Annotated in this window: 9 protein-coding genes, 1 tRNA gene and 2 pseudogenes; 4 read left to right on the forward strand and 8 right to left on the reverse strand. The window is 71.9% G+C overall.

All coding sequences use genetic code 11. The annotated features are described in order from the left end of the window. Positions 1 to 71: 71 nt before the first annotated feature. From OG802_RS17280 to OG802_RS17300, 5 genes and pseudogenes are all read right to left on the reverse strand, one after another. Positions 72 to 2,267, reverse strand: coding sequence for an ArnT family glycosyltransferase (locus OG802_RS17280; protein WP_329411535.1), 2,196 nt, complete (start codon positions 2,265 to 2,267; stop codon positions 72 to 74). Next, entirely contained in the window at positions 2,264 to 3,706 is a 1,443-nt protein-coding gene (locus tag OG802_RS17285) for a bifunctional glycosyltransferase family 2/GtrA family protein (protein WP_329411537.1), read from the reverse strand. The genes OG802_RS17280 and OG802_RS17285 overlap by 4 nt, the downstream gene beginning before the upstream one ends. Before the next feature lie 545 nt (positions 3,707 to 4,251). Continuing rightward, positions 4,252 to 5,874 (reverse strand): annotated as a pseudogene (locus OG802_RS17290) (HAMP domain-containing sensor histidine kinase); the annotation flags it as partial. Next, entirely contained in the window at positions 5,871 to 6,611 is a 741-nt protein-coding gene (locus tag OG802_RS17295) for a response regulator transcription factor (RefSeq protein ID WP_329411538.1), read from the reverse strand. The pseudogene OG802_RS17290 and the gene OG802_RS17295, both read right to left, overlap by 4 nt. Before the next feature lie 436 nt (positions 6,612 to 7,047). After that, entirely contained in the window at positions 7,048 to 7,923 is an 876-nt protein-coding gene (locus OG802_RS17300) for a DUF2797 domain-containing protein (RefSeq protein ID WP_329411539.1), read from the reverse strand. A 174-nt stretch (positions 7,924 to 8,097) separates the two neighbouring features. On the opposite strand from OG802_RS17300, the gene OG802_RS17305 reads away from it, so the two are divergent. The 3 genes from OG802_RS17305 (at position 8,098) to OG802_RS17315 (ending at position 9,376) form a co-directional block, all read left to right on the forward strand. Further along, positions 8,098 to 8,757 carry a rhomboid family intramembrane serine protease gene (locus tag OG802_RS17305; RefSeq protein WP_329411540.1) on the forward strand — a complete coding sequence of 220 codons (660 nt, stop codon included), beginning with the start codon at positions 8,098 to 8,100 and terminating at the stop codon, positions 8,755 to 8,757. Positions 8,758 to 8,873: 116 nt separating this feature from the next. After that, positions 8,874 to 9,107, forward strand: coding sequence for a hypothetical protein (locus tag OG802_RS17310; protein ID WP_329411542.1), 234 nt, complete (start codon positions 8,874 to 8,876; stop codon positions 9,105 to 9,107). A 44-nt stretch (positions 9,108 to 9,151) separates the two neighbouring features. Next, positions 9,152 to 9,376 (forward strand): hypothetical protein, encoded by a 225-nt coding sequence (locus OG802_RS17315; RefSeq protein WP_329411544.1) that lies wholly within the window; start codon positions 9,152 to 9,154, stop codon positions 9,374 to 9,376. 152 nt (positions 9,377 to 9,528) lie between these two features. Here OG802_RS17315 and OG802_RS17320 read toward each other — a convergent pair whose 3' ends face one another. After that, positions 9,529 to 11,490 carry a YncE family protein gene (locus OG802_RS17320; RefSeq protein ID WP_329411546.1) on the reverse strand — a complete coding sequence of 654 codons (1,962 nt, stop codon included), beginning with the start codon at positions 11,488 to 11,490 and terminating at the stop codon, positions 9,529 to 9,531. Positions 11,491 to 12,427: 937 nt separating this feature from the next. Here OG802_RS17320 and OG802_RS17325 point away from each other — a divergent pair. Beyond that, positions 12,428 to 13,102: a hypothetical protein gene (locus OG802_RS17325; RefSeq protein WP_329411547.1), complete on the forward strand. Its 675-nt coding sequence runs from the start codon at positions 12,428 to 12,430 to the stop codon at positions 13,100 to 13,102. 20 nt (positions 13,103 to 13,122) lie between these two features. On the opposite strand, the pseudogene OG802_RS17330 reads toward OG802_RS17325, so the two are convergent. Both OG802_RS17330 and OG802_RS17335 read right to left on the reverse strand, forming a co-directional pair. Continuing rightward, positions 13,123 to 13,467 (reverse strand): annotated as a pseudogene (locus tag OG802_RS17330) (IS5 family transposase); the annotation flags it as partial. Between the two features lie 57 nt (positions 13,468 to 13,524). Further along, positions 13,525 to 13,597, reverse strand: a tRNA-Arg gene (locus OG802_RS17335). Between the last annotated feature and the right edge of the window lie 218 nt (positions 13,598 to 13,815).

Below are 13,815 nucleotides of genomic sequence, written 5' to 3' on the forward strand. Positions count from 1 at the left end.
TGCCGCCCCGGGCATGCGAAGGGGCGGTGGCTGTCCGCCACCGCCCCTCGGCCGGGCCGCTCGGTGAGAGATCAGCCGCTCGTCGTCGCCTTCTGCGTCAGGTCGTAGAAGGTGGCCGAACCGACCGTCACCTTGGTGAAGTTGGCTGCGACCCAGGCGGTGATCTGCGAGGACGTCCCGCTGCCGCCGCCGGCCGTGCCGCCGCCCGAGCCGCCGCCGATGAAGTAGTGGATCCTGCCGTCGGCCACGTACTGGCGGAACTGCGCCAGGGTCGGGGACGGGTCGGTCCCGTTGAAGCCGCCGATCGCCATCACGGCCTCGCCCGTGGCGAGTTGGTAGCTCGCGGCGTTCTGGGCGCCGATCGCGGCGGCCGCCCAGGTGTACTTCCCCGATCCGGCCTCCAGCAGCTTCCTGGCCTGGTCGGTGACCGACGCGCCGTTCAGCAGACCGCCGACGCCGCCACCGCCTCCCATGCCACCGCCGTCACCGGTCCCCGCACCCGGCGTCCCGTTCTGCTGGTTCCGGCTGCCCTGGCCCGGCAGACCCCCGCCGGGGAGGCCGCCCGTGCCGCCGCCCTGGCCCTGGTTCTGCCGGCCCTGGCCCTGGTTCTGGCCCTGGTTCTGGGCGCCGGGGCCGCCGCCGAAGCCGCCTCGGCCACCGCCGCCACCCGGGCCACCGCGACCCATCATGCTCGCGCCCGCCGGACCCGCCGTCACGATGGAACCGGTGTGGCCCTCCTTCAGCGTGCTGACGGTGTACGCCGTCGGTCCCGCCAGCGCGGCCACCAGGCCCACGGAGGCCGCGGCGAGGGCGAGCCTGCGGTCGACGCGGCCCGCGAAGGTCAGGCCGAGCGCCGCGGTCAGACCGCCGGTGAGCACCAGCCACTTCAGCCAGGGCAGGTAGTCGGGGGTGCGGTTGAGCAGCACGTACGACCAGGAGGCCGCCGCCACGACCGAGGCCGCGAGGGTGACCGAGGCCCAGGTCTCGGCCCGCCGCTCCCACAGGGTCGCGGCGCCCATGCCGATCACCGCGGCCATGTAGGGCGCGAGCGCCACCGTGTAGTACTGGTGGAAGATGCCCGCCATGTAGCTGAAGACGGCCGCGGTGATCAGCAGCGAGCCGCCCCAGACCAGGAACAGGCCCCGGGTCGCCGACGTCCGCCTCAGCTTCCGCGTCGCCACCAGTCCGGCAGCGAGCAGGACCAGCGCGGCCGGCAGCAGCCAGGAGATCTGGCCGCCGATCTCGGAATTGAACATCCGGTCCCAGCCGGTCTCGCCCCACTGGCCGGTGCCGCCGCCACCGCCGCCACCGCCGACGCTGCCGGTCTCCTCGCCGTTGAGGCGGCCGAGACCGTTGTAGCCGAAGGTCAGCTCCAGGAAGGAGTTGTTCTGCGAACCGCCGATGTACGGGCGGGAGGAGGCGGGCCACAGCTCGACGATCGCGACCCACCAGCCGCCGGACACGATCAGCGCGCCCGTGGCGGCGGCCAGCTGCCCGAGCCGCCTGCGCACCGGCACCGGCGCGCAGAACGCGTACACCAGCGCGAGCGGCGGCAGGATCAGGAACGCCTGCAAGGTCTTGGCGAGGAACGCGAAGCCGATCGCGACCCCGGCCCACACCAGCCACCGCGTCCGGCCGTCCTCCACCGCGCGAGCCGTGAAGTAGCAGGCCACGGCCATCAGCAGGGCCAGCATGGCGTCCGGGTTGTTGAACCGGAACATCAGCGCGGCGACCGGGGTCAGCGCGAGAACGGCGCCCGCGATCAGACCGGCCGCGGGGCTGAAGCGGCGGCGCACGGAGGCGTACACCACGGCGACCGTGCCGACGCCCATCAGCGCCTCGGGCGCGAGGATCGCCCAGGAGCCGAGGCCGAACACCCGCACCGAGAGCGCCATCGGCCACAGCGCGGCCGGGGGCTTGTCGACGGTGATGGCGTTGCCCGCGTCCAGCGAGCCGAAGAAGAACGCCTTCCAGGACTGGCTGCCGGCCTGGACCGCCGCGGAGTAGAAGGAGTTCGCGTATGCCGAGGCGCTCAGGTCGTAGAGGTAGAGCAGGAGCGTGGCCGTCAGCAGGCCGAGGAAGGCCGGGCGGGCCCAGCGGGGGTCCTCGGGCCGGCCGCGCCAGAGCCGGTGCGACAGGGGCCGCCGGGGCAGACCCGCGCCGGGGGCGGGGTCGGCGGCGGGGCCCGGCGGGGAGGCGGCCGGTTCGTGCGGAGCGGTGGCGGTGGGCGGGCCCCAGGCCGTCGGCTGGTCGAGACGGGCGCTCATCGGACGTCCCCCCGGTCGGTGTCCTCGCAGCGCACCGGCTGACGTCGCACGGTGGCGTCGCTCCAGACGCCGCCCGCGGCCCGTCCGGCCATGGCGTCGGTGACCGTGACGTCGACGACCGTGGCGTCGGGGGCCGCGGCCTCCACGGCCTTGGCGTCGGCGGCGGTTGCGGGCGTCGTCACCGGGTCGTCGTCACCGTCGCGCCGGTCGGAGAAGACCCACACGCGGAAGAGCAGGAAGCGCAGCACCGTGGCGGCGAGGTTGGCGGCGACGAGCACCGCCAGCTCGGTGGTGTGCGCGGGCTCGGAGGCCGCCGCGTTCAGCGCCACGAGCGAGCCGCTGGTCAGCGCGAGGCCGATGCCGAAGACGACCAGGCCCTGCGCCTGGTGCCGGACGGCCCCGCCGCGGCCTCGCACCCCGAAGGTCAGCCGCCGGTTGGCGGCGGTGTTGGCGACCGCGGAGACCAGCAGCGCGAGCGCGTTGGCGATCTGCGAGCCGCTGAACTGGCGGAAGCCGCTGTAGAGCAGGAGGTAGAAGAGGGTGGACAGACCGCCGACCACGCAGAACCCGACCAGCTGACGGGCCAGGCCCTTGGGCACGTCCTGGATGTCGCGGTCGCGCGGGTCGTCGCCGAAGGGGCGGCGGAGCCGGTGGAGGGACAGCGAACCGGTGGCCAGGGCCTTGCCCACGCGCCACACCCCTTTCAGGTCGTCGGTCGCCGTCCTCACGATGTGCACCGTGGAGTCCGGGTCGTCGACCCAGTCGACCGGCACCTCGTGGATACGGAGACCGGCGCGTTCGGCGAGCACCAGCATCTCAGTGTCGAAGAACCAGCCGGTGTCCTCCACCAGGGGGAGCAGAATCCGGGCGACGTCGCGCCGGATCGCCTTGAACCCGCACTGCGCGTCGGAGAAGCGGGCCTGGAGCGAGCCGCGCAGGATCAGGTTGTAGGCGCGGCTGATGAACTCGCGCTTCGGGCCGCGCACCACCCGCGAGTCGCGGGCCAGCCGCGAGCCGATCGCCAGGTCGGAGTGACCGGAGATCAGCGGCGCGACCAGCGGCAGCAGCGCGTTGAGGTCGGTGGACAGGTCCACGTCCATGTAGGCGAGGATCGGGGCGTCCGAGGCCGACCAGACGGTCCGCAGCGCACGGCCGCGGCCCTTCTGCTCCAGCCGGACGTTTCTCACCTGGGGGATGCGCGCCTCCAGCCGGCGCGCCACCGAGGGCGTGGCGTCGGTCGAGGCGTTGTCCGCGATGGTGATGCGGAAGGAGTAGGGGAACGTGCGCGTCAGGTGATCGTGCAGTCTCCGGACGCAGGGCTGGAGGTCCTTCTCCTCGTTGAAGACGGGGATCACTACGTCCAGGACAGGCGTTCCGGCGGTGGCGGCCGGGAGGTGCTCCCGCGCCGGCAGGGTGCCGGGAGAAGAGTCGGTTCGCATGCCGTCGACTCTCGTCAGGCGCCCTGTCGCACCCATGTGGTGGCACTGTGCCCGGCCTGTGAGTGCCCGGACGGTGAAGGCCCGGATTGCGGGTGCCCGGCCTGCGCGTGCCCGGACAGCGGGCCGTCGGCCTGCGCGTGCCCGGACAGCGCGTGCCCGGCCTGCGCGTGCCCGGCCTGCGGGTCGTCGGCCTGCGCGTGCCCGGACAGCGCGTGCCCGGCCTGCGCGTGCCCGGCCTGCGGGTCGTCGGCCTGCGCGTGCCCGGCCTGCGCGTGCCCGGACAGCGGGCCGTCGGCCTGCGGGTCGTCGGCCTGCGGGTGCCCGGACAGCGGGTAGTCGGCCTGCGCGTGCCCGGCCTGCGGGTCGTCGACCCGTGAGTGCCCCGCCCGCGAGTGCCCCGCCCCTGAATGCTCGGTCTCCGGGTTCGCGGTCGCCGAGTCCCCGACCGCCGGGTGCAGGATGCCCCGGTCGCGGACGTCCGCGTGGTGGACGTCCCAGTCGTGGACGTCCCAGTCGTGGACCGTCGGGTGCCCGTGCCCGTGCCCGGTCCGGGCGTGCCGGGCCCCCGGGTGCCCGGTCCGCGGGTCGGGTCGCCGGTCCGTCGCGGCTGCGGGCCGCGTCTCGGCCGGGCCGAGCGCGGGCAGGCGCACGGTGAACACGGTGCGTCCGGGCGCGCTGTCGACGGTCACCGCGCCGCCGTGCGCGGTCGCCACGGCCTGCACGATGGCGAGGCCCAGGCCGGTCGAGCCGGAGGCGCGGGAGCGCGAGGAGTCGCCGCGCGCGAACCGTTCGAAGACGTGCGGGAGCAGCTCCGGCGGGATGCCCTGCCCGTCGTCCTGGACGTCCACGCACAGCCACGGCCCGCGGCGCTGTACGCGGGCGGTGACCGTGGTGCCCGGCGGGGTGTGCGTCCGGGCGTTGGCCAGCAGGTTCACGAGCACCTGCTGAAGCCGGGCCGAGTCGGCCGACACCAGGGCGGGCTCGTCGGGGAGGTCGAGACGCCAGACGTGTGCGCGTCCGGCGGCGTGGGCGTCGCTGACGGTGTCGACGACGAGCGGGACGAGGTCGGTCTGCTCGAACCGCAGCGGGCGGCCCGCGTCGAGGCGGGCCAGCAGCAGCAGGTCCTCGACGAGGAGGGTCATGCGGCCGGCCTCGGACTCGATGCGGCCGAGGGCGTGCCTGGTGTCGGGGCCGACCTCCTCGCGCCCGCGCCGGGTCAGCTCGGCGTAGCCGCGGATGGAGGCGAGGGGGGTGCGCAGTTCGTGACTGGCGTCCGCGACGAACCGTCTGACCCGCGTCTCGCTCTCCTGGCGGGCGTGCAGCGCGCCGTGGACGTGGTTCAGCATCCGGTTCAGCGCCGCGCCGACCTGCCCGACCTCGGTGTGCGGGTCGGTCTCCGCCTCCGGCACCCGCTCGCTGAGGTTGACCTCGCCGCTGTGCAGGGGGAGTTCGGATACGCGGGTGGCGGTGGCCGCCACCTTGCGCAGGGGGCGGGTGGCGACGCCGACCATCACGGTGCCCGCGAGGGTGGCGGCGACGAGCCCGGCGAACGTGAGGCTGACCTCGACGAGGATCAGGGTGCTGATGGTGCCGTCGACGTCGGACGTGGGGATGCCCACGTAGAAGTCGCCTTTGTTGCCGTGGATGTACTGGACCCGGTAGGCGCCGAGGCCGGGGATCTCCACGGTGTGCCGCCGGCCGTCCCGCGCGACCGTGCCGAGCTTCGTCGTCTGGGCGTCGGTGAGGTCCTCGGGCTGCATCTGCGGGATGTCGTTGTCGTCGGTGCGCTTGTCGCCGACCTTGCCGCTGGTGATGGCTCCGCCGACGACCGTGGCGGCGAGGGCCTTCTGCGGTCCCGGCCCCTGGCTGACGAACGCGCCGATGTCGGTCGCCCGCTGCTGCGGCACGCCGCTGCCTTCGCCGTTCTTCGCGGTGCCCTTGCCGCCGGGCCCGCCGACGGGACCGCCCGAGACGCGCATCGCGGCTTCGCGCAGGCTGTCGTCCAGCTGGTCGTAGAGGTGCTCGCGCAGCACCAGGGTGGTCACGGTGCCGATCAGCGCGCAGACCACGGCGATCAGGGTCACGGACACGACGACGAGTCGCGTCCGAAGGGTGCGCGGTGTACCCGCTCGACGCTTCTGCGGACGCGGTCGTCGCCGTCCGCTCATGACACGGCGGGCTTGATCAGGTAACCGGCTCCGCGGCGCGTGTGGATCATCGGATCGCGGCCGGCGTCTATCTTGCGCCGCAGGTAGGAGATGTACAGCTCCACGACGTTGGCCTGGCCGCCGAAGTCGTAGGACCACACCCGGTCCAGGATCTGCGCCTTGGAGAGCACGCGCCGCGGGTTGCGCATCAGGAAGCGCAGCAGCTCGAACTCGGTGGCCGTCAGATGGATGTCGTCGCCGGCCCGCGAGACCTCGTGGCTGTCCTCGTCGAGGGTGAGGTCCCCGACGACGAGCATGGAGTCGGAACGCCGGTCGGCGGCGCCGGAGCGGCGGATGAGCCCGCGCAGCCGGGCCACGACCTCCTCCAGGCTGAACGGCTTGGTGACGTAGTCGTCGCCCCCGGCGGTGAGACCGGCGATGCGGTCCTCGAGCGCGTCCTTGGCCGTCAGGAACAGCACCGGGACGTCCGGCAGCTCACGCCGCAGTCGCCCCAGGACCGTCAACCCGTCCATGTCCGGCAGCATCATGTCCAGGACGACGGCGTCGGGCCGGAACTCGCGGGCCGTCTGGAGGGCGCCCGTGCCGTCCCCGGCGCTGCGGATCTGCCATCCCTCGTAGCGCAGGGCCATGGAGAGCAGTTCGGTGATCGACATCTCGTCGTCCACCACAAGCACTCGGACGGGGCTCCCGTCCGGCCTCAGCAGTTCGGTGCGCCCCTGGGGCGAGGTCGTGGTCATGATGAACACCCTGTCGGGGGCCCCTGAGAGCACCCTTTCACGCGTCTGTGATTTGGCTGAGAAACACACAGGCGCCTCTCAGGGAACATCTGGGGACCTCCCGCCCCCACCACGTCCCGGCCTCCCCACCACATCCCGGCCGCCCACCACGTCCTGGCCTCCCCACCACGTCTACGTCCTGGCCGCCCCGGTGATGCGCGCCCGTCCGCCCCCGCCCATCCCACTCCGCCCGTCCGCCCCCGCGAACCCGGCTCCGCCCGCCTCCACCGTCCGCCCCGGCCAACCCGGCCCCGTCCCGGCCGTACGAGAGCCGGGGCGCCGGCCGGACCCCGCCGCGGCACCGGCTGTACGGGCGCCGGGGCCCCGGCCGGGCCCGCCGTGGTGCCGGCCGTTCGGGCGCCGGGGCGCCGGCCGTTCGGGCGCCGGCCGGCGAGGCTCAGAACAGCCCGTCCTGCCGGTGGTCCGGGGGCGTCTCGAAGTGCCGTACGGGGAAGGCGACTTCACCACCCGCCGCCGGGACCAGCTCCCACCCCCGCATCAGCCGGGTGTCGAGGACGACCACCCCGTCGGAGCCGGCCAGATGCAGATCGGGCCCGGCCGCCGCCACCAGCTCCCCGCCCAGCGACCCCCCGGCCACGAGTTCGCGCACCTCGCCGGAGGCGGCGGGCGCGTCCGCCAGCCCGAACGCCCGCACATGGTCCACCGCGAGGAACGGTTCCGGGGCCAACGACTCGGGCCAGCCGCCCAGTCGGACGGCCTTCCCGTACACCTCCCTGATCTCGTCCGCCCGTTCCTCCTCCGTGTCCGGCAACGCGGCCCGCACCGCCCGCTTCACGGCGTACGGGATCCGGTCCGGCACCCGCAGCGCGGCACGCAGCAGCTCCTCGGTGCGCCGGGCGGCCATCAGCGGGCCCGCGCCGAGCCAGGTGAAACAGACCGCGCCCTGCTCCAGCAGCCGCGCCGACCCCCGTTCGACCGCCGTGATCCCGACCTTCACCAGCCCGGGACCGAACCATGCCAGATACACGTGGTACGGCCGGGGATCGTCGGCGATCCCGTCCGCCGCGACGGAGTGCGCGCGGTCCAGCCGCGCGCACTCCTCGCACCTGGCCCCGGCGCTTCTCCCGGAGACCGCCGCCCGCAGCGGACACGGATGCCCCCGCGCTCCCACGCACTGCCGCACACCCCCCGCCGCCACCCCGAAGCCAACCCGCTTCCCCCAGGACAACGGGCTGCGACGCCCCCCGTCCCACGTCAGCACGGGGCCCTGCGCCGACCATCGCAGCCCCGAGCACTTCCACTCCTGTGCCATCACCCGCAACGGTAGGCGCAGCCACTGACAACGCGGCCGGGACCGGACGCCCGCGCCCCGCGAGCCGGCTCGCCGGGCCGTCCCGTCACCTCGCGACACCCGGCGACCCGCCCCGCACGCCACTCCGTAGAGTTCGCGACGACGCGGAGAAGTCCGCCGGGGAGGGGAGCTGTCATGAGCGAATCGGAGCTGGTGGCGGAGGCGCGCAAGGCGTTCTTCGTGATGTTCGGGCTGATGGCCGTCGTGTGGCTGGTGCAGGCCGCCAACTACGCCGACGACTACGCCCTGTCCCGCGAGTTCGGCGTGGTCTCCGGTGACGTCGGCGCCCTGCCGCACGTGCTCACCGCGCCCCTCCTCCACTGGAACTGGGCGCACATCGAGAGCAACTCGGGGCCGCTGTTCGTCTTCGGTTTCCTCGCCGCGTACCGGGGGGTCGCGCGCTTCATGGGGCTGACGCTGCTCGTCGCCCTCTCCAGCGGCCTCACCGTCTGGTTCTTCGAACAGGGCGGGGCGGACACGGTCGGCGCGAGCGGTCTGGTCTTCGGGTACTTCGGTTACGTCGTGGTCCGCGGACTCTTCGACCGCCACCTGATCGACACGCTGATCGGCCTCGTCATGGCCGCGTCCTTCGCCTATCTGCTCACGGTGGCCGTGCCCGGGACGCCCGGGGTGAGCTGGCTCGGCCACCTCGGCGGCCTGGCCGGCGGTCTGCTCGGAGCCTGGCTGTTCCGCGACCGCGGCCCCCGCGGCCGCCCCCGCGGCAAGGCGTCGGCCCCCGACGGCTCCCCCCGCGCGGCCCTGCACAAGGAACTGGACGACCTGGGCCTGCTCTAGCCAGCGGCGCCCGCATCCCGGAGCGGACAGACCGGCGTCGGCGGGTGGAGCCCGGCTCGGCGTGGCGTGTGTGGCGTGTGTGGCGCAGAAAATCGAACACATGATTGAATTTCGTCATGCGACGGTTTCCCGACGACCTCGTCCAAGCGCAGCGGGAGTGGAGCGCCGCCTACCGGCAGCTCGCCGCCCGGCCCGGTCGCACCGAGCTGCGGCGGCGCCTGCACCGGCTGTCCACCCAGGTGTTCTTCCACCCCTACTGGCAGCGACGGCGTCCGGACCCCTCGGCGTGGTGGGAGCTGCGGCACCCGGCGGGCCCGGTGTCGGACGAGCGCGAACGGCTCACCGGATGACCGGCCGGAATGCGGGACCGCACACCCCGGACGACCCTGGAGACATGTCCGGACCGAGCCGCGTGACCGTGCTCCCGCCCACCCCCGCGGGCGGCCGGCGGGTGCGCGTGGACGGCGAGATGCTGGGCCTCGCCCACAACGCGGCCGACGTCGCCGAATTCCTCCGCCGCGCCGGCCTGGAGATCGATCCGGCGGAGATAGCGAGCGCCCCGTGGATCGACTGGCGCGGCACCGGCCCGGAACACTGGACCCCGGAGCCGGACGACTGACGTCTGGCGACCTGTCTGACGTCAGAGGTCAGACGCCTGACGCCTGACAGGTCGCCCGACGGCATGACGAGACCGCGCCGCCCGGACCGGTGTCCGGACGGCGCGGTGTGGCGCGTCACGACGGGGCGAACCTCGCCCCGCCCGATGGGGCACTAGTTGGAGAAGTAGAAGTACTTCCAGGCGCCGTGGGTGGTGGAGTTGACCTTGTCGCCGGAGCTGCCGTCGACGTAGGACGAGCGGACTCGGGCGCGGATGCCGGACTGGCCGGCGTGGCCCAGGTTGACGACCGACTTGCCGTTCGTGCCGAGGGCGAAGTACTCGGCGGCCCCGTCGTACCACGCGCCGCCCGAGTACACCTGGAGCTGGATCCGCTGCTTGCGGCCCTTGTAGTAGCTCATCGTGGTGGTGCAGACGACGTCGGTGTTCTTGTGGAAGTACTGGTACGTCGTGTTGCCGATCCTGCCGGTCTTGTAGTGCCGGGTGAGGACCGTCGAGACCTTCACCTTGGCGTAGGCCGTGGCGGTGACCGTCCGCGGGGCGTAGCGGGCGTCGCCCTTGAACACGGCGGTCAGGGTGGTGTCGCGGCTCATGTCGAGCGTGGCGGCCAGGTTGCCCTTGGAGTTGACCCTGCCGGTCCTGACGAGCTTCTTCGGCCTGTCGGCGCCGGCCGGGTCGGCCCAGATCTCCACGGCACGGTTCGTGTACGTGGTGCCGAGGTGCGCGGTGAAGGCGACGTCGGCGCCGTAGGCGTAGGTCTTGCCGTTGTTGTTCAGGGTCAGGCTCGCCGCGGCGCGCGAGACGGTGACCGTGTCGGAGGCCGTGACCGCGGCGTGGGAGGCGTCGCCCGCGTAGGTCACCGTGTACTTGACGGGGCCGCCGGCCGGCGGGGTGTCCGTGAAGGAGTACTTGCCGCCCGCGCCGAGGGGCTTGGCGCCGAGCACCTTCCCGTTCGGCGACTGCACGTCGGTACGGGTGACGGTCAGCGGCGTCCCCGCGGGCAGTGCCAGGCCGGTGCGGAGAACGCCCTTGACGGTCAGGGGCTTGGCCCGGGCGGCCGTGGCGGGGGCGTCGACCGTCAGCGTGGTCACGTAGGTGCGGGGCGCGTCGACGGAGTGGAACTCGGTGGAGCCGTCGGACCCGGTCAGCACGAACAGCTTGGCGCCGTCGTGCGACCAGTTCATCGAGTGCCCGAACCAGGGCATCCAGTTCGACGACAGGTTGCGCACGCTGGGCGGACGGGTGGGGTCGGTGCTGAAGACGTAGGTGTCGCCGAGGTCGTCGGTGTCGAGGACGGTGGCCGCGACCGTGCCGTCCTCGGCGATGCTGACCGTCTCCGGCTCGGAGGCGACCGGATAGGTGCGCACCTGCTCCAGGTCGGACAGCCGGTACTCGGTGAGCGCCCGGTTGCCCGGCCCCGCGACGACGACGTTCTGGCCGTCCGGGGTGAGCGCCGCGTCCTTGTAGAAGCCGCCCTTGTCCGCGGAGACGCGGACGGCCGGGGTGCCGGTCGAGATGTCGTAGACGATGATCGGGCCGGAGCTGATGCCCGAGTCGAGGGCCACCAGCGTGCCCGGGTTGTCGGGATCGGCGTACAGCTCGGGCGGAGTGGCGAAGTCGTGCCCGGCCGCCAGGTCGAGCGTCACCGTCGGGCTCGCGGCCGTCAGGTCCACGACACCGAGCCCCGAGTCCCACTGGTCGCCGTACCCGAACCACAACTTGCCGTCGGCGTAGGCGAGTCGGGAGGGGATGGTCCTGTCCCCGGTCGGGTATTCGGCGCTGCGGGTGAGGGTCGCCGTGTCGAAGGCGACGATCTTGTCGGCCCCCTGGACCGCGGCGTACAGCGTCCCGCCGTCCGGGCTCAGCTCCAGGTCCCGGACCTGCGGCAGGCCGGTGAGGGTGGCGGTGACCTTGCCGCTGTAGTCGGCGACGACGATCCGGTTCTGGCTGCGGTCGCTGAAGTACACCTGCTGGTGCGGGCCGTCGACGACGGTGTCGTCCGCGTCCGAGACGGCGATGGGCCTGCTGGTGTCGGCGGACGCCTGTGTGGCGCCGAGCACCATGGAACTCAGGACGACCGCCAGTGTCGTAGCGGCCGTGAGAGTGCGTCTGTGCACGCTGATTTCGAACCCCCCGGTACGAAAATCGGTCTGAGCCACCGCACCCGACGCGCAGGCGCATGGGCGCGAAAGGTGTGGAGTGCGTGTGGCAAGTGAGTGAAGGTTAAGTCATGCCTCTGACAAGTCGCGCACGGATATCCCCACCGCCGCCGAGCGACCGTCGACGGGCTGCCGAGCGGCGACGACGAGACGGCGCCAGCCGCCCAGCGAAGATCACTGCCGCCAACGCAAAAGCCGGAGGCCCTCAGGAGTCATCCTTGATTCGAACCTGCAACCTTCTGATCCGCAGGCGCGTTCGTTGCAAGAGCGGCTCGCGTCGACCTTCTGCTCCGCATTTGCGGTCCCCCGCCACCCGGGACGCGGGCATTCGACTGCCCGTCGACATACGTGACTGTTGATGTCACGCCTCAGCCGCCGGAACCGGCGCACGCGAGCACCGTCCTGGCCGCCGCCCGGCACCTCATGCCCGACAACGCCGCGTTTGTCACGGTGTCCGACGCCGGCGCGTCCGCAGCGGCGGAGCCGGCATGTCCCCTCCACGGACCGGAGCCCGCGACGGCTCGGCCGCGCCATGATGGCCCACTGGAGCCCGAGTACGGCCACCAGGACGTGCGATGGGTGACCACCGACGCGCCATCCATGTCCACCCTCACCATGCACAGCGGTACGGCCATCAGCCCAGTCCTGACGCGCCGCCACCACAGCCCAGCGCCGACGTGGCTGCCCAAGCTCTGGGAGTCATCGCCGACGCCGGGCCGGCTGTGCGGGTCCGGGTTCGACTGACCGTCCTGGTCGCAGTTCTCGCCACTTCCGGCAGCTCTGCCCATCATCTTTCGCCGACAGATCGGCAACTTGGCAACATACATATGGGGACCGATGCACACTCGGGGCTTCTGGTGTCACGATGAGTCATCGCGAACATCGGGGGAGAGCCATGACGACAGGCGATGGCCCGTGGTGGAAGTCTTCAGATCTGAAGATCGGGATTGTTGTGGCTGTGGTTGGAGGTGTCATCGCACTGCTCGTGGCTCTCCTCCAGCCCGAGGATTCCTCCCCACCGAGCGGCTCGGCGTCGCAGTCGGATGCCTCCCACTCTGAACTATCCCAGGCCCCTACGGGCGCCAGCGTTGATCCGAAGCCGTCGGATGGTCCCTCGGATGAGACGTCCTCCTCCACGGGCGCCTCTGACGATCCGAAGGGCGTGACCGAGTCGCCGAACAGCCCTTACGACGCTCTCGACAGCCTCATGACGGACGTCGAAGACATCAAGGTCGGTGATCGAAATGATCTTGATGTTGATGCCAGGGTGGTTGCTGAGGAGAAGGAAGTGCATCCGGGATTCGAGGTCAACCTCTCGATGGCTCGGCTGTTCCCCGTAAACGCCAAAAGCCTCGGGATCATCGACAACAAGAACGTTCCCCGCTGTGCCAGCCGCGCCTTGGTCAAGAGCGGGCATCTGGACCTGAGTGACGTATCGACGGAGCAAAGTGTCTGTATGAAGACAGACCGCGGACGATGGGCGCTTCTGCAAGTGATCGACTACGAGGAGGGTGGCATTGGCGTGGACTCTGTGACCTTCCGGGTCGGCTTCCTCAAAGACCCTTCTTGATCCGGGCAGTGCAATGACCAGACCGGCGGCGGGTCGGCGCGAGCACCGGCCGCGTGCTGGTGCACACGCACGATGGTGGAGTCCACCGCGATGCCCCAGTCGATCCCTCCGGCCGCGTCGGCCACGGCCTGGACCTGCTGTAGCAGACGCCCGCAGGTGCCGTCGGCCGACCACAGCCGGTGGCGTTCATAGCCCGTCTTCCACGGACCGAACCGCTCGGGCAGATCCCGCCACGGCACCCCGGTCCGCACCCGGTGCAGGATCCCGTCGATCACCTGCCGGTGATCCCGCCACCGGCCACAACGCCCGCTGCTTACCGGAAGGAACGACCGCAGCCGTTCCCACTCGCCATCCGTCGAGTCACCGCTGCATGCCCGCGAAACACCAAAGGCCCCGGATCTCTCCGGGGCCTTTGACCTGTGTGCACTCGGCAGGATTCGAACCTGCAACCTTCTGATCCGTAGTCAGATGCTCTATCCGTTAAGCTACGAGTGCTTGTTATTCGGTTTTTCTGTCTTCGTTCCTGGCCCTTTCGGGCCGCTCGCGGCGACAGGAAGAACATTACATGACTGCCGCCGTCATGTGAAATCCGTTAGCCATACCCCTTGTGACCTGCGGAGATACCCTCGGAGCGGCCTCCGGGCGGTCGGGGGCCGGACCGGGCGGCGGCGGGCCGGGGAACGACGAAGCCCCGGTCGGTGGGACCGGGGCTT

This window comes from Streptomyces sp. NBC_00704 (genome assembly GCF_036226605.1).
Classification (GTDB): Bacteria; Actinomycetota; Actinomycetes; order Streptomycetales; family Streptomycetaceae; genus Streptomyces.